At 41.3% G+C, this 14,385-nt stretch carries 16 protein-coding genes and 1 other RNA gene; 8 read left to right on the forward strand and 9 right to left on the reverse strand.

The genetic code is table 11. The annotated features are described in order from the left end of the window. Window positions 1-50 precede the first annotated feature (50 nt). Window positions 51-1,163: a two-component sensor histidine kinase DesK gene (desK, locus tag AC0OMA_RS10555; RefSeq protein ID WP_047182732.1), complete on the forward strand. Its 1,113-nt coding sequence runs from the start codon at window positions 51-53 to the stop codon at window positions 1,161-1,163. A gap of 18 nt (window positions 1,164-1,181) precedes the next feature. Continuing rightward, window positions 1,182-1,781, forward strand: coding sequence for a two-component system response regulator DesR (gene desR, locus AC0OMA_RS10560; protein WP_004399356.1), 600 nt, complete (start codon window positions 1,182-1,184; stop codon window positions 1,779-1,781). 594 nt (window positions 1,782-2,375) lie between these two features. On the opposite strand, the gene AC0OMA_RS10565 is transcribed toward desR, so the two are convergent. From AC0OMA_RS10565 to AC0OMA_RS10590, 6 genes are all read right to left on the reverse strand, one after another. Next, entirely contained in the window at window positions 2,376-3,239 is an 864-nt protein-coding gene (locus AC0OMA_RS10565) for a LysM peptidoglycan-binding and 3D domain-containing protein (RefSeq protein ID WP_047182733.1), read from the reverse strand. Window positions 3,240-3,486: 247 nt separating this feature from the next. Next, window positions 3,487-5,262 carry a DNA helicase RecQ gene (recQ, locus tag AC0OMA_RS10570; RefSeq protein WP_309530283.1) on the reverse strand — a complete coding sequence of 592 codons (1,776 nt, stop codon included), beginning with the start codon at window positions 5,260-5,262 and terminating at the stop codon, window positions 3,487-3,489. A 141-nt stretch (window positions 5,263-5,403) separates the two neighbouring features. Further along, a non-coding RNA gene (ssrS, locus tag AC0OMA_RS10575) (6S RNA) lies at window positions 5,404-5,590 on the reverse strand. A gap of 236 nt (window positions 5,591-5,826) precedes the next feature. Next, the gene (azoJ, locus tag AC0OMA_RS10580; RefSeq protein ID WP_003231260.1) at window positions 5,827-6,453 is read right to left on the reverse strand and encodes an FMN-dependent NADH-azoreductase AzoJ; all 627 of its coding nucleotides are present in this window, start codon (window positions 6,451-6,453) and stop codon (window positions 5,827-5,829) included. Between the two features lie 151 nt (window positions 6,454-6,604). Continuing rightward, window positions 6,605-7,096: a TraR/DksA family transcriptional regulator gene (locus AC0OMA_RS10585; RefSeq protein ID WP_014477068.1), complete on the reverse strand. Its 492-nt coding sequence runs from the start codon at window positions 7,094-7,096 to the stop codon at window positions 6,605-6,607. A 74-nt stretch (window positions 7,097-7,170) separates the two neighbouring features. Next, a complete protein-coding gene (locus AC0OMA_RS10590) occupies window positions 7,171-7,503 on the reverse strand; it encodes a hypothetical protein (RefSeq protein WP_015383861.1) in 333 nt (110 codons plus the stop codon). Between the two features lie 77 nt (window positions 7,504-7,580). Between AC0OMA_RS10590 and AC0OMA_RS10595 the strand changes: the two genes are divergently transcribed. Beyond that, a complete protein-coding gene (locus AC0OMA_RS10595) occupies window positions 7,581-7,808 on the forward strand; it encodes a hypothetical protein (protein WP_015383862.1) in 228 nt (75 codons plus the stop codon). Here AC0OMA_RS10595 and yocM read toward each other — a convergent pair. After that, a complete protein-coding gene (gene yocM / locus AC0OMA_RS10600; protein ID WP_003231255.1) occupies window positions 7,795-8,271 on the reverse strand; it encodes a salt stress-responsive protein YocM in 477 nt (158 codons plus the stop codon). The genes AC0OMA_RS10595 and yocM overlap by 14 nt on opposite strands. Before the next feature lie 66 nt (window positions 8,272-8,337). Between yocM and AC0OMA_RS10605 the strand changes: the two genes are divergently transcribed. Together AC0OMA_RS10605 and AC0OMA_RS10610 are read left to right on the forward strand one after the other, a co-directional pair. Further along, window positions 8,338-8,601 carry a hypothetical protein gene (locus AC0OMA_RS10605; RefSeq protein ID WP_004399338.1) on the forward strand — a complete coding sequence of 88 codons (264 nt, stop codon included), beginning with the start codon at window positions 8,338-8,340 and terminating at the stop codon, window positions 8,599-8,601. 4 nt (window positions 8,602-8,605) lie between these two features. Then, window positions 8,606-8,839 (forward strand): hypothetical protein, encoded by a 234-nt coding sequence (locus AC0OMA_RS10610; RefSeq protein WP_003231251.1) that lies wholly within the window; start codon window positions 8,606-8,608, stop codon window positions 8,837-8,839. Window positions 8,840-8,923: 84 nt separating this feature from the next. Here AC0OMA_RS10610 and AC0OMA_RS10615 read toward each other — a convergent pair whose 3' ends face one another. Continuing rightward, complete coding sequence (locus tag AC0OMA_RS10615) at window positions 8,924-9,268, reverse strand: PH domain-containing protein (protein WP_003220141.1); 345 nt, start codon at window positions 9,266-9,268, stop codon at window positions 8,924-8,926. A 353-nt stretch (window positions 9,269-9,621) separates the two neighbouring features. Further along, a complete protein-coding gene (locus AC0OMA_RS10620) occupies window positions 9,622-9,825 on the reverse strand; it encodes a DUF6501 family protein (RefSeq protein WP_003231245.1) in 204 nt (67 codons plus the stop codon). 229 nt (window positions 9,826-10,054) lie between these two features. Here AC0OMA_RS10620 and dhaS point away from each other — a divergent pair, with 229 nt between their 5' ends. The 3 genes from dhaS to AC0OMA_RS10635 all read left to right on the forward strand — a co-directional run bounded on the left by dhaS (window position 10,055) and on the right by AC0OMA_RS10635 (window position 14,376). Continuing rightward, window positions 10,055-11,542, forward strand: coding sequence for an aldehyde dehydrogenase DhaS (gene dhaS, locus AC0OMA_RS10625; protein WP_047182736.1), 1,488 nt, complete (start codon window positions 10,055-10,057; stop codon window positions 11,540-11,542). 100 nt (window positions 11,543-11,642) lie between these two features. After that, the gene (gene sqhC / locus AC0OMA_RS10630) at window positions 11,643-13,541 is read left to right on the forward strand and encodes a sporulenol synthase (protein ID WP_474222109.1); all 1,899 of its coding nucleotides are present in this window, start codon (window positions 11,643-11,645) and stop codon (window positions 13,539-13,541) included. After that, on the forward strand, window positions 13,531-14,376 hold the full coding sequence (locus AC0OMA_RS10635) for a superoxide dismutase (RefSeq protein ID WP_474222110.1): 846 nt from the start codon (window positions 13,531-13,533) through the stop codon (window positions 14,374-14,376). Before sqhC ends, AC0OMA_RS10635 begins: the two co-directional genes overlap by 11 nt. Window positions 14,377-14,385 lie beyond the last annotated feature (9 nt).

Here is a 14,385-nt window from a genome sequence, read left to right on the forward strand (position 1 = left end):
ACAATGATAAAGTTACAAGTAAGATGAAAAGCTGAAAATGAGGTAAGATCATGATTAAAAATCATTTTACATTTCAAAAACTAAACGGGATTACGCCCTATATATGGACGATATTTTTCATCCTCCCCTTCTACTTTATATGGAAATCATCATCTACATTTGTTATTATTGTCGGCATCATTTTGACGCTTTTATTTTTTTCGGTATATCGATTTGCTTTTGTCTCAAAAGGCTGGACCATTTATTTGTGGGGATTTTTATTAATTGGCATTTCAACCGCCTCCATTACCCTGTTCAGTTATATTTATTTTGCTTTTTTTATCGCGTATTTTATTGGAAACATTAAGGAACGCGTCCCTTTTCATATTTTATATTATGTCCATTTAATAAGCGCAGCCGTCGCAGCCAATTTCAGTCTCGTATTAAAAAAGGAATTCTTTCTGACACAAATTCCTTTTGTCGTCATTACCCTCATCAGCGCAATTTTATTGCCCTTTAGTATAAGAAGCCGCAAGGAGCGCGAACGGCTTGAAGAAAAGCTCGAGGATGCAAATGAACGGATTGCAGAACTAGTAAAATTAGAAGAACGTCAGCGAATTGCCCGCGATCTCCATGACACGCTTGGGCAAAAGCTTTCTCTTATCGGGTTAAAAAGTGACTTAGCAAGAAAATTGATATACAAAGATCCCGAACAAGCAGCTCGTGAACTGAAAAGTGTTCAGCAAACAGCGCGAACTTCTTTAAATGAAGTAAGAAAAATCGTTTCCTCTATGAAGGGCATCCGGCTCAAGGATGAATTGATCAACATCAAACAAATTCTCGAAGCAGCTGACATTATGTTTATCTATGAAGAAGAGAAATGGCCCGAAAATATCTCATTGCTGAATGAAAACATTTTGAGCATGTGCTTAAAGGAAGCTGTCACAAATGTCGTCAAACACAGCCAGGCTAAAACTTGCCGAGTTGACATTCAGCAGCTCTGGAAGGAAGTTGTGATAACAGTGTCTGACGATGGAACATTCAAAGGAGGAGAAAATTCCTTTTCAAAAGGACATGGCTTACTCGGGATGAGAGAACGGCTTGAGTTTGCAAACGGAAGCCTTCACATCGATGCCGAAAACGGAACCAAGCTTACCATGGCAATTCCTAATAATTCAAAATAAACATAAAGGATGGCTTATATGATTAGTATATTTATTGCAGAAGATCAGCAAATGCTGCTGGGCGCTTTAGGATCACTTCTAAACCTCGAAGACGATATGGAAGTCGTAGGCAAAGGTACAACCGGCCAAGATGCTGTTGATTTTGTCAAAAAACGCCAGCCTGATGTATGTATTATGGACATTGAAATGCCCGGAAAAACAGGGCTTGAAGCTGCTGAGGAGCTAAAAGATACAGGCTGCAAAATTATCATCTTAACCACCTTCGCCAGACCCGGTTACTTTCAGAGAGCTATTAAAGCTGGCGTTAAAGGCTATTTGTTAAAAGACAGTCCGAGTGAAGAGCTGGCCAACGCCATCCGTAGCGTCATGAACGGAAAACGCATCTATGCACCTGAGCTGATGGAGGACTTATACAGCGAAGCTAACCCTCTTACAGATAGAGAAAAAGAAGTGCTTGAACTTGTGGCTGACGGTAAAAACACAAAAGAAATCGCTCAGGAACTCAGCATCAAAAGCGGGACGGTGCGGAATTATATCTCAATGATTCTAGAAAAGCTTGAAGTGAAAAATCGAATTGAAGCCATTACCCGTTCAAAGGAAAAAGGCTGGTTTAAATAAAAAGGGATCTTGGCATCTGCCAGGATCCTTTTTTTAACCTGAAATTCCCGTTTGAGAACCTCGTCGCAACCAGAATTAAACTGGTCCATATCCTCGCTCCTAATGCCCGCTGAACGATTGTTTGGTTAACAGCCCAATAAAAGACAGGATTGAATGATATCCCTGTTAAAATGGTCGGCCATTGCACATCAGCAGAATTTCTGATATTGATTATATTGTATTTTCAGTATGACAAAGTTGTGCCACTTCGCTCACGAAGCTGCCATGCCCCACTGCAAGAGCCTAATAACACAATAAAAAACCGTCTGAAATCAATCCGATTCCGTAAATGGCATCTGCTACATCCAACTGCTTATTATCTGCCAAAAAAGATACAACATTTCGCTGATCAAAGATAGTAACAACCAGCTATAAATGTCATGATGCCGAATGTCTCTGTAATGTGGAATCAATCATTTAACCCGAGAGCCCCTGAATCGCACATAAAGAAAAACGGGACCACTTTCTTTTATCAGCATATGATATAAACAGCTCTAAGCAGAACAAAAAAAGACACAAGCCAAAAGCTCATGTCTTTTATCACAATCTATATTATTAGTTTAAGACTTTAACACTTACAGTTTTGACGCCCCAATTAGAAGCATCACTTTTACTTGGTACAAATACGTCGATTTTATTTCCTTTAATAGCGCCGCCAGTGTCTGCTGCTGTTGCTTCCCCGTAGCCTTCAACATAGACTTTAGAACCTAGCGGAATCACATTAGGATCAACCGCAATAACTTTCGCGTTCGGGTTCTTATTTAAGTCAATGCCTGTAGCTGTAACGCCGGAAATGCCGCCGTCGTTAGCAGTGTAAGCAGTAGCAGTAACTGTTAGTTCTTTTGAAGCTTCTTGATTATTTGTATTTGATTGAACAGCCTTCTCTTCTGTGTTAACAGAAGTTTCTGCCTCAGCTTTTGTTTCTTGTTTAGGTTGCTGTTGTACAGCTTCTTGTTTAGGTTGCTCTTTTTGCACAGCCTCTTGTTTTGGCGCAGCTTGAGGTGCGCTTGTTTGCGCATTCTCAACAACTGTGTTTGCTGCTGTTGCCTGACCTTTTACTGAAAGAGTTGATCCAGCATAGATCATGTCAGAGCTTAAGTTATTCCAAACTTTCAGGTTGTTGACTGTCGTGCCGAATTTTTGAGCAATCTTAGAAAGCGTATCTCCCGCTTTAATTGTATATTGCCCAGTCGTGGTTGTTTCTTCTGAAGAAATGGTCAGTTTTTCTCCTGCAATGATTTTATCAGAAGTTAACTTGTTCCATTCTTTTAAGTCCTTTAGGTTCACTCCATTTTTCTGAGAGATTCCCCAGAGCGTATCACCCTTTTGCACCGTAATTTCTTTTGCAGAAGCGTGAGCTCCGAATGCAGTTGTTGAAAGTGCAGCAACTGCCACAAAGGACATAATCGTCTTCTTCATAAGTAAATCCTCCCTTGTTAGCTTTTTATTGGCGGCTAACAGGTGATATCGTAACACACGTAAATGTCAAATCAATAACAAAAAGATATGATTTAGATTACAGTTCCTTTACATGAAGGATTTCTCTCTGATGGAAAGACTTGCTGAACCCTTGATATAATAGGCTTCGCAGGTCTTTTTATTTTGAGGCGAAACAGAGAAAATAAAATGTGTTTTTTATAGAAAAAAAGATTGTTTTTCTGTTTTTTTAGTCTGTCATCCTTGCATAAGCTTGTATTTCTTGTAAAAAAAGCCGGCCGTATTTTGTTCTTTTTTGTTCTCCGACTCCTTTTATAGACAAAAGTTCATCATCATTTACGGGCTGTTTTCCTGACATTTCTTTTAACGTTTGGTCAGAGAAAACAACAAATGGCGGAACGCCCTGCTCAGCCGCAATTTCTTTCCGAACCATGCGCAATCGTTCAAATAGCTCGTCATTTTCAGTAATCGCTGCCGCTTTTAACGCTTCTTTTCTCGCTACTGATAATTCTCCTTTCAGCACATTCCTTCCTTTACTGCTGACAAAAAGAGTCGGAAACGTTCCGTCTGACATCCTGATGAAGTCGTCAGAAATAAGAAATTCGATAAAATCACTGATTTCGCCAACGGATTGGTGTTTTAATATCCCGTATGTTGAAAGGTCGGAAAAGCCGTTTTCAAGAACTTTTTTATTTTTGGAGCCGGCAAGCACCTGGGCAACCATCGTTTTGCCAAACCGTTCTTTCATGCGAATGATACAAGATAAGACCATTTGCGCCTCCCGCGTCACGTCATGGGCCGCTCTTGTATCGGCACAGTTTCCGCAATGTCCGCACGCATCAGGCTCCTTTTCTCCGAAATACATAAGGATAAAACGCTGCAGACAATCTTCCGTATGACAGTAGTCGACCATTTGTCTCAGCTTTTTTAAATCCTGCTTTTGTTTCTCTTCATGTTCTGATTGCTCAATTAAGAAGCGCTGCACCATAATATCCTGCGGTGAAAACAGGAGAACACATTCACTGGCAAGACCGTCCCGTCCAGCTCGTCCTGCCTCTTGATAATAGCTTTCCATATCTTTCGGAATTTGTGCATGCAGAACAAATCTGATATTTGATTTATCAATACCCATTCCAAAAGCAGAGGTTGCCACCATCACTTGAAGCTCATCATTAAGAAACCTTTCCTGCTGCTCTTTTCTCACATCATCAGCCAAACCTCCATGATACCGGCCTGCCCTGACCTGATTTCGTTTCAATCTCTCATATATCCGATCAGCTTCTTTTCTGGTCGCTGTATAGACAATTCCTGCTTCATGCCTGTTGTTTTGCACATATTCGTCTATAAACCGATCTTTATTTTCTCCTTTTACTACTTTAAAGGTTAAATTATCTCTGGAAAATCCGGTATATACCGTGTTTTCTTTTTGAATATGCAGCTGTTTGCAAATATCATCATGAACCTCGGGTGTGGCTGTTGCTGTTAACGCCATGATGACAGGCTTGTCGTGTAATTCACGGAACAAGATTTCAATATTCCTGTAGCTTGGCCTAAAATCATGGCCCCATTGAGAAATACAGTGCGCCTCGTCTATTGCGACCAAAGGAACAACTATACCCTGCAAAATCCGGATAAACTCTGTGGACGTTAGTCGCTCTGGTGTAATGTAAAAAAGCTTATAAGCCCCTTCTTTGAGTCCGTTCAGCCTCTCATATATTTCCTGATTGGATTGTGTGCTGTTAATGTAGGCGGCGTTAATTCCCGCTTCTTCTAACGCATCAACTTGATCCTTCATCAAGGAAATCAACGGTGAAATGACGATCGTCGTCCCTTCAAACATTAATGCCGGAATTTGATAGCAAATCGATTTGCCGCCTCCCGTCGGCATAATGCAGGCCGTATTTTGCCTCGCTTCCGTCACCAAGCGGATCGCTTCATCTTGGCCGCTCCGAAACTTCTCATAACCAAAATAATGAGCCAGAAGGGATTGGGCTCTATGTAACATAACGTGTAAACCTCGCTTTTCCTTGAATTTCTCCCATCATATCATAAAAAAGCGGCCTTCATTTCTTTCACACAAAAATGGAATATTCACTATACCAAACCTTTTTAGATAAAATAAAAAGCCATTTCCGAAAAGGAAATGGCTTTCGCTACGTCTTGCCGTATGCAAGTAAGAAAGTTTTAAACCACCACTCCTCAAAGTGGGTGTTTGCAGAAACGTTCCTGTCGTCCTCTGCAATGGAGGCATGACATTCCGGCTTCGATATAAAACTCCCTATTACAGCTTAAAGGTTAAAACTTAATTAACAATACGCACAAAGTAGCTTCTTTAATATAGTACACCATCAGGCGGTTTTAATCAAGAGGTCAGAACAATTGTTTAGAAAAACTTTTTCCAGTGAATAAAACTGTTTTTTCTCCAAAATACCTGACAATTCGACAAACAAAAAATATATTACAATAAAAAAAACAGCCTTTTTCGCTAAAAGCGAATAATTATTTTCTTCTATATTAATGTGTATATACAAAAAGACTCCTATTTGTAACGATAGGAGTCTTGGCTTTATTAGAATTTTGCAGCAAGATCTTTTGCTTCTTGTAAACCTTTTTCAACGATTTCTTGCGCTTGATCAGGTGCTGCATTATGTCCTTCGATGACAACTGTGTGCAAGTCTTGAACACCCCAGAAACCAAGAACTGTTTTCATGAAGTTTAATGACATTTCAAGTGCAGCCATTGGTCCTTCTGAGTAGACACCGCCGCGAGCGTTAAGAAGCGCAACTTTTTTGCCGCCCATTAAACCGACTGGTCCTTCTTGTGTGTATTTGAATGTAACGCCTGCGCGAGACAGATAATCAACATAAGTATGAAGCACTGCTGGCACTGTGAAGTTCCAAAGCGGGAATGCGAAAACAACTTTGTCAGCTTTTACAAACTGGTTCAGATATTTGTCAGCAATTGCTGCTTGTTTTTTCTCATCTTCTGTCATTTCCATTCCTTGACCTGCTTTAAATGTTCCGTTAATCATATCTCTGCCAAGGTAAGGAAGGTTTTCCTTATGAAGATCTAATTCAACCACTTCATCATTAGGGTTGTTTTCTTTATAAGCAGCTAAGAAAGCTTCGTAAAGTTTAGTTGAAACGCCTTCTTCAGCTGTACGGTCGCTTGATTTTACAAATAAAACTGTAGACATTTGTATTCCTCCCGGTAAACTTTTTATATTTACTTACAAATAGTATGTTACTTTCTTTTTTACGCAAAGTCAATCACTTTATTTTGAATATGAGATTTTTTTTCAAAAAAAAAGCAAGTACATCTAATATCGGTGTACTTGCTTGCCATTTTTACTTCGAATCTTGTTCACGATCCAAGATTTCATACGTCTGCGAGCTTTTTTGATCAATTGTTTCTTTGTTGGATAAGTCTTTTACCTGTTCATGAAACTCTCTTTCATAAGAAGGAGCATCTGTCTCCAGATCATCCTCCACATCAGCTTGGGCCTCAACTGTCATTCTTGCATAAGGAACAGCTTCAAGTCTTTCGTAAGGAATCTCTTGGCCGGTTTTTTCACACACGCCGTAAGTTCCGTCTTTCATCTTTTGTAATGCACGGTTGACCTCCTCTAACAGCTCCCGGTCAATCTCTCTCACTGTTTGGTCTGTCATCCGGTCTGTGACGAGCGTCCCGTGGTCTGCCATATGGTTGTCAACCCCATTGGAAAGCTCCCCCACTTCTTCCGTCATTGATTCTGTTTCCTTTTTCTCGCCAGACAATTCTTTTTGCATATCGAGCAATTTATGATAGAGATGCTGTGTTTGTTCTTTTGTCAGTGCCATGTATATCCTCTCCTTTCTATCCTGTTTCCCGTTTTGCCTTCTGTCAAACATGGGAACATCGATGGAAAGATGAGCTACTGCCTTTTTGAACGGATCGTGACCGCTGGCGTCGATGGTGCTTCGGATTTTCGTTGGCACTTTTTGTCCTTCTCTTCTGGCGGTATATAATAGGTTGCGCCTATATTTAATCTGCCGCTCAGTTCATCAATGGTCAGCTCGCCGAATTCAAGATGATAGTCAATTTTTTCGACATTCAGCGTTTCAATATGTATATAGGTTTCTTCAGACTCCTGTTTGCTGCTTTGTTTTTGTTTCTCAATCACTGAGAGTCTTTCTTCACATTCACGCAGTTTGTCAAGTTCTGGTTTCAAGCAATGCCTGATCAGCGACCGGAACATTTTTTTCATGACATCACGACCCTTTGCATACTCCTCTTTCGTCTACATATATAATGAGGTATATCCCATAGAAAGGAGAGGTTTTCATGCTTCCGACTAACATCAATATTTCTCATCTCAAGACTAACTCGATAGGCACCGGCTCATCCCTTACCTTTGGTTCTGCGGAGTTAAGGAACAGGTGCTCTGCTATCAAAAGAAATAACGGTTTTGGGGAACAAAATGCAGATGTTATTGTCATGGTCATTCCGATTGAATCAATTGATGACCGTGATGGGGCAGATGCACTCAGTATGAAAATCAATCATCAATAACAATGGTTTTCGCTTGACCTTCGTCTTTTTGAATAGTGATGTATAGGATTCCGTCTTTAAAAATGGCATTCATCTTTCCATGAAGATGATCGGAAAGCGGAATTTTCTTTTCAAAACTTCCGTATTTCCCTTCTTTTTGGCGAAAGTCCTGTTCATTAAAATAGGAAAAGCGCTGCCCCTTCACCACTAAATAATCTCCGTACGATAATATGTGAACGTCTTGTTTACGGTAGCCTGGAAGATAAATTAAAAACTGCACTTCCGCAACAGTATCTACAATATCCATGCTCGGAAACGAAGCATCTCCTTTCCCTCGCTGATCTTGCTGCGCAAACGGAAACGGAGATTGGCCATTTGTCATAAAAGGGGTTTTTTGGTCTTCATCAAATACCTGTTTCCAAAAGTCACCGCCGTACATCTGCTGTGCGAATTCCATCCACTGCTTCATCTTTTCGAAATCCATTTGAAGCCCCCTGTCTTAACATACTTTATAACCGCCAGCATACAACTATAGAAAGGAGGTTTGCCTGTGGTTCAACCAACTCCGTATATCAATATTAATATTTTCATGCTGAAAATTAATTCCTTTGAAAATGCTTCAGCGGTTAACGTAGGACAAAATTTATTGGCAGAATGGCAAAATTCAGATAAAAAAAATCAAGGCTACGGACAGAATTTTGGAGATGCGAGCGGATTTATGGGCACGAGAAGCCATGTGGATGACAGAGACCAAATTGATTCTCCGGCCTCTTTTGAAAGTGAAGCGGTTAACTCCTCAATCAAAAGGAAGTGATGAGATGTTCTTTTCACCCTCCGTCGTGAATGTCGGCGGATTTAAAATCAATACAATGGACCGTGGTTCCTCTTTAACACTCGGTCCGTATCAGCAGGTCGATTACTTTTTATCAGCTAAAATAAATCAAGGGTTTGGAGAAGAAAATGGCGACTTTACTCCTCTTGTCGTACCGATTTCAAATGTATTAGATGCAGATCTTGTTGATTCGAACTCAGCGAAAAACAGTGTGGTGTAATAAGAACAGGGCGCACATGCCCTGTTCTTGTTTTTATATAAAAAAAAGCCTAACCATTTTTTGAACGGCTGGCTCATCAAATTTTCAGCTGCACAAATGCTTTGTCAGCACCGCCTGAACCTCGCTTAAATCGGTGTCTTTCGCAAATTCTAATTCGAACGTTTTGCTTCTTGTCATCAATAAAAGCCCAGTGTCCGGATCAAACATTCCCGCTTCTTGGATGGCAAAGCTTTCAATTGTTTTATATGGAAGAAATACACGAACCTTCTTTTTGGAAAACATTTTATTGTCAAAGAAAATGATCCGCTTATTTGTAAAGCAAATTTGGTCCACTCGGAGCTTATAAATCGATTCTATTCTTTCCCCTTCAACGAGCAAAGCCTCAAGCTTCTTTGCGTCCGTTGATCTGCTAACAGAAAAAATACCCAATGAAGAACCCCTCTTTCTGCATTTATCTATTTGTTTTATCATTCACTACATAAAAATAAGTCCTTTATCCCTATATAAGAATACGACATAGAAGACATTTAAACCATTACGAACAGATTACATTTTTCAAATTTTTGATTTGTTTTTTGGCTTTTAAGCTGTTGTCATCAAGTAATACGCACATATAGAGAAAAAAGTTTCAATATTCAGCAATGTTTTTATAAAAAAGTGGTTTTTAATGATTTTTTTAATTTTGTTTTATATTTCCTGTTTTAACCACAAAAAAACCGCAGCTGAGCTGCGGATTATGTATCGATGTTTTAACAAAATCTGTCTGATGCTTCAAGGAAGCATTACATCTCTTCGAAGTATTCTTTATAATAGCCGCCGACTTTATTCGTATTGTCGACCACAAAGAGAAACTCCTCTGTTTCATTTTTTACTTCATATTCTTTTCCCGGCGTTAAAACGCGGTTTACGATATATTTTTTTGCGTTTGTCTGCACACACTTTACTTTTTTAATTGTTTCTTTTTCAAGCCAATTTTTATGAATCATGATGAAATCTCCTTTTCTTATCTATAAGCTTATTGTAGCTTTTTTCTTTTGTAAATTGCAATATCGGTTATTCATTGATTTTGCCTTGATTTCTATTATAGAATGTTTGTATACGCTTACGTTTGAAGCAACTATCACAGCTTATTTCTGCTATTCAATCCAGGAATCAATGTGCTATCACCAAGAATCTCAGAACAGACCATAAAAAATGACTGGAGGTTTGTTACGGATGAGTTCTTTAACGATGCAAGTGACGAAAAGGCTGGAGACATTTTTACAGGGAACAAAGAAGCTTTATATTGACGGAAAGTTTGTTCCGAGTGCCTCAGGGGCAACCTTTGACACTCCAAACCCGGCGACCGGCGAAACCTTGATGACGCTGTATGAAGCCCAGGCTGCGGATGTGGACAAAGCGGTTAAAGCTGCCCGGAAAGCCTTTGACCAAGGTGAATGGAGAACAATGTCTCCAGCTTCGAGAAGCAGACTGATGTATAAGCTGGCAGACTTAATGGAAGAGCATAAAACTGAGCTTGCTCAGCTTGAAACACTTGATAATGGGAAACCGATCAATGAAACGACTAATGGAGATATTCCGCTGGCTATTGAGCATATGCGCTATTACGCCGGCTGGTGTACAAAAATAACAGGACAGACGATTCCGGTTTCCGGCGCTTATTTTAATTATACGCGTCATGAGCCTGTCGGTGTCGTCGGCCAGATCATTCCATGGAATTTCCCGCTCCTGATGGCGATGTGGAAAATGGGCGCGGCACTTGCAACAGGCTGTACAATCGTCCTCAAACCGGCTGAACAAACACCCCTTTCAGCTCTTTATTTGGCAGAATTAATTGACCAAGCCGGTTTCCCTGCCGGTGTAATCAACATCATCCCAGGATTCGGTGAAGATGCGGGAGAAGCGCTGACGAACCACGAAGCGGTTGATAAAATTGCCTTTACCGGTTCCACTGAAATCGGAAAGAAAATCATGTCCACCGCAGCGAAAAGCATTAAGCGTGTTACATTGGAGCTGGGCGGAAAATCGCCTAATATTCTTCTGCCGGATGCGAATTTGAAAAAAGCCATCCCGGGCGCTTTAAACGGTGTGATGTTTAACCAGGGCCAAGTCTGCTGTGCGGGCTCACGTGTCTTCATTCATAAAGACCAATATGATGAAGTTGTTGATGAAATGGCGTCCTATGCTGAGTCACTCCGCCAAGGAGCGGGACTTCATAAAGATACTCAAATCGGGCCTCTCGTAAGCAAGGAACAGCATGAGCGCGTTCTTTCTTATATTCAAAAAGGAAAAGATGAAGGAGCAAAAGCAGTGACCGGCGGAAGCTGTCCTTTTGAAGCAGGATATTTTGTCGCACCGACTGTGTTTGCGAATGTTGAAGACGAAATGACCATTGCAAAAGAAGAAATTTTCGGACCCGTGCTGACTGCAATTCCGTACGAAACAATCGATGAAGTTATTGAACGGGCAAACCATTCAGAATATGGGCTTGCGGCCGGACTATGGACAGAGAACGTCAAGCAGGCTCACTATATCGCGGACCGACTTCAAGCCGGAACCGTTTGGGTGAACTGCTATAATGTGTTTGACGCGGCGTCTCCATTTGGCGGTTATAAACAGTCAGGACTCGGACGAGAAATGGGATCATATGCCTTGGATAATTACACAGAAGTCAAAAGTGTATGGATAAACCTTGAAGACTAACATGTATGTTTAAAAAACTGCTGCCTGCCAGCAGTTTTTTTCTTTCTGTAATGGCAGTAAAAGACGCTGAATATATATGCTTCTGAAGGAGTTGAGCGTGATGGGCACACTTCAGGAGAAAGTGAGGCGTTTTCAAAAGAAAACCATTACCGAGTTAAGAGACAGGCAAAATGCTGATGGTTCATGGACATTTTGCTTTGAAGGACCAATCATGACAAATTCCTTTTTTATTTTGCTCCTTACCTCACTAGATGAAGGCGAAAATGAAAAAGAACTGATATCATCCCTTGCGGCCGGCATTCATACAAAACAGCAGCCCGACGGAACATTTATCAACTATCCCGATGAAACGCGCGGAAATCTAACGGCTACCGTCCAAGGATATGTCGGGATGCTGGCTTCAGGATGTTTTCACAGATCTGAGCCGCACATGAAGAAAGCTGAACAATTTATCATCTCACATGGCGGTTTGAGACATGTTCATTTTATGACAAAATGGATGCTTGCCGCGAACGGGCTTTATCCTTGGCCTGCTTTGTATTTACCATTATCACTCATGGCGCTCCCCCCAACATTGCCGATTCATTTCTATCAGTTCAGCTCATATGCCCGTATTCATTTTGCTCCTATGGCTGTAACACTCAATCAGCGATTTGTCCATATTAACCGCAATATTTCATCTCTTCACCATCTCGATCCGCACATGACAAAAAATCCTTTCACTTGGCTTCGGTCTGATGCTTTCGAAGAAAGAGATCTCACGTCTATTTTGTCACATTGGAAACGCGTTTTTCATGCACCATTTGCTTTTCAGCAGCTGGGCCTACAGACAGCTAAAACGTATATGCTGGACCGGATTGAAAAAGATGGAACATTATACAGCTATACGAGCGCAACCATATTTATGGTTTACAGCCTTCTGTCACTTGGTGTGTCACGCTACTCTCCTGTTATCAGGAGGGCGATTATCGGCATTAAATCACTGGTGACTAAATGCAACGGGATTCCTTATCTGGAAAACTCTACTTCAACTGTTTGGGATACAGCTCTAATCAGCTATGCCCTTCAAAAAAATGGTGTGACCGAAACGGATGGCTCTGTTACAAAAGCAGCCGACTTTTTGCTAGAACGCCAGCATACCAAAATAGCAGATTGGTCTGTCAAAAATCCTAATTCAGTTTCTGGCGGCTGGGGGTTTTCAAACATTAATACAAATAACCCTGACTGTGACGACACAGCAGCCGTTTTAAAGGCAATTCCCCGCAATCATTCTCCTGCAGCATGGGAGCGAGGGGTATCTTGGCTTTTATCGATGCAAAACAATGACGGCGGATTTTCTGCTTTCGAAAAAAATGTGAACCATCCACTGATCCGCCTTCTGCCGCTTGAATCCGCCGAGGACGCTGCAGTTGACCCTTCAACCGCCGACCTCACCGGACGTGTACTGCACTTTTTAGGCGAGAAAGTTGGCTTTACAGAAAAACATCAACATATTCAACGCGCAGTGAAGTGGCTTTTCGAACATCAGGAACAAAATGGGTCATGGTACGGCAGATGGGGTGTTTGCTACATTTACGGCACTTGGGCTGCTCTTACTGGTATGCATGCATGCGGGGTGGACCGAAAGCATCCCGGTATACAAAAGGCTCTGCGTTGGCTCAAATCCATACAAAATGATGAGGGAAGCTGGGGAGAATCCTGCAAAAGCGCCGAAATCAAAACATATGTACCGCTTCATAGAGGAACCATTGTACAAACGGCCTGGGCTTTAGACGCTTTGCTCACATATGAAAATTCCGAACACCCGTCAGTTGTGAAAGGCATGCAATACCTTACCGACAGCAGTTCGCATAGCGCCGATAGCCTCGCGTATCCAGCAGGGATCGGATTGCCGAAGCAATTTTATATTCGCTATCACAGTTATCCATATGTATTCTCTTTGCTGGCTGTCGGGAAGTATTTAGATTCTATTGAAAAGGAGACAGCAAATGAAACGTGAATCTTATCAAACGGAGATGTTCAATTGGTGTGAAGCCCTGAAAGATCAGATTCAAAAGCGAGGTCAGCTTGACCAGTTTGAAGATCAAATCGACAAGATGATTGAGGCTCTGGAAGATGACCAAACAACAGAAGAAGATTGGTATAAACAGGCCGCTGCCCTTTATCGGGATATTACAGAATCAGGTGATACAAGTGAAAGACGCGCTTATGTTCCTATAGGGAAACACGTGCTGCCAAAGCTTCCTTACAAATACTCCGCCTTAGAACCTTATATTTCACGCGATATTATGGTCCTTCATCATACAAAACATCATCAAAGCTATGTCGATGGCCTGAACAAAGCAGAATCAGAGCTTAAAAAAGCGAGAGCAACAAAGAATTATGACTTAATCACTCATTGGGAAAGAGAGCTTGCGTTCCATGGAGCAGGCCATTATTTGCATAGTATTTTTTGGTTTTCTATGCATCCAAACGGAAAACGGCGTCCTACAGGGGCATTGTTCCAAATGATAGACCTTTCATTTGGAAGCTATTCCGCTTTTAAAGAACATTTTACCCAAGCCGCTAAAAAAGTGGAAGGCGTCGGCTGGGCCATTCTGGTCTGGGCACCTCGATCAGGACGGCTGGAAATTTTAACGGCAGAAAAACACCAGCTCTTCAGCCAATGGGATGTGATCCCCCTTTTACCGCTTGACGTATGGGAGCATGCCTACTATTTGCAATACAAAAATGACCGGGCCAGCTATGTCGACCACTGGTGGAATGTCGTGGATTGGCGCGAGGCAGAAAAACGTTTTGAGCAGGCAAAAGAAGTCGTTTGGAAGCTCTATTAAAAAAAGCCC

Source organism: Bacillus sp. AMCV2 (genome assembly GCF_056033925.1).

Bases quoted from the DNA above. Each gene is read 5' to 3' on its own strand.
- AC0OMA_RS10590 (WP_015383861.1), bottom strand. From the start codon at position 7,503: ATGAAAAAAATGTTCCGGTCGCTGATCAGGCATTGCTTGAAACCAGAA.
- desR (WP_004399356.1), top strand. From the start codon at position 1,182: ATGATTAGTATATTTATTGCAGAAGATCAGCAAATGCTGCTGGGCGCT.
- recQ (WP_309530283.1), bottom strand. From the start codon at position 5,262: ATGTTACATAGAGCCCAATCCCTTCTGGCTCATTATTTTGGTTATGAG.
- AC0OMA_RS10595 (WP_015383862.1), top strand. From the start codon at position 7,581: ATGCTTCCGACTAACATCAATATTTCTCATCTCAAGACTAACTCGATA.
- azoJ (WP_003231260.1), bottom strand. From the start codon at position 6,453: ATGTCTACAGTTTTATTTGTAAAATCAAGCGACCGTACAGCTGAAGAA.
- AC0OMA_RS10610 (WP_003231251.1), top strand. From the start codon at position 8,606: ATGTTCTTTTCACCCTCCGTCGTGAATGTCGGCGGATTTAAAATCAAT.
- desK (WP_047182732.1), top strand. From the start codon at position 51: ATGATTAAAAATCATTTTACATTTCAAAAACTAAACGGGATTACGCCC.
- dhaS (WP_047182736.1), top strand. From the start codon at position 10,055: ATGAGTTCTTTAACGATGCAAGTGACGAAAAGGCTGGAGACATTTTTA.
- AC0OMA_RS10635 (WP_474222110.1), top strand. From the start codon at position 13,531: ATGAAACGTGAATCTTATCAAACGGAGATGTTCAATTGGTGTGAAGCC.
- AC0OMA_RS10565 (WP_047182733.1), bottom strand. From the start codon at position 3,239: ATGAAGAAGACGATTATGTCCTTTGTGGCAGTTGCTGCACTTTCAACA.
- AC0OMA_RS10585 (WP_014477068.1), bottom strand. From the start codon at position 7,096: ATGGCACTGACAAAAGAACAAACACAGCATCTCTATCATAAATTGCTC.
- sqhC (WP_474222109.1), top strand. From the start codon at position 11,643: ATGGGCACACTTCAGGAGAAAGTGAGGCGTTTTCAAAAGAAAACCATT.
- AC0OMA_RS10620 (WP_003231245.1), bottom strand. From the start codon at position 9,825: ATGATTCATAAAAATTGGCTTGAAAAAGAAACAATTAAAAAAGTAAAG.
- yocM (WP_003231255.1), bottom strand. From the start codon at position 8,271: ATGGATTTCGAAAAGATGAAGCAGTGGATGGAATTCGCACAGCAGATG.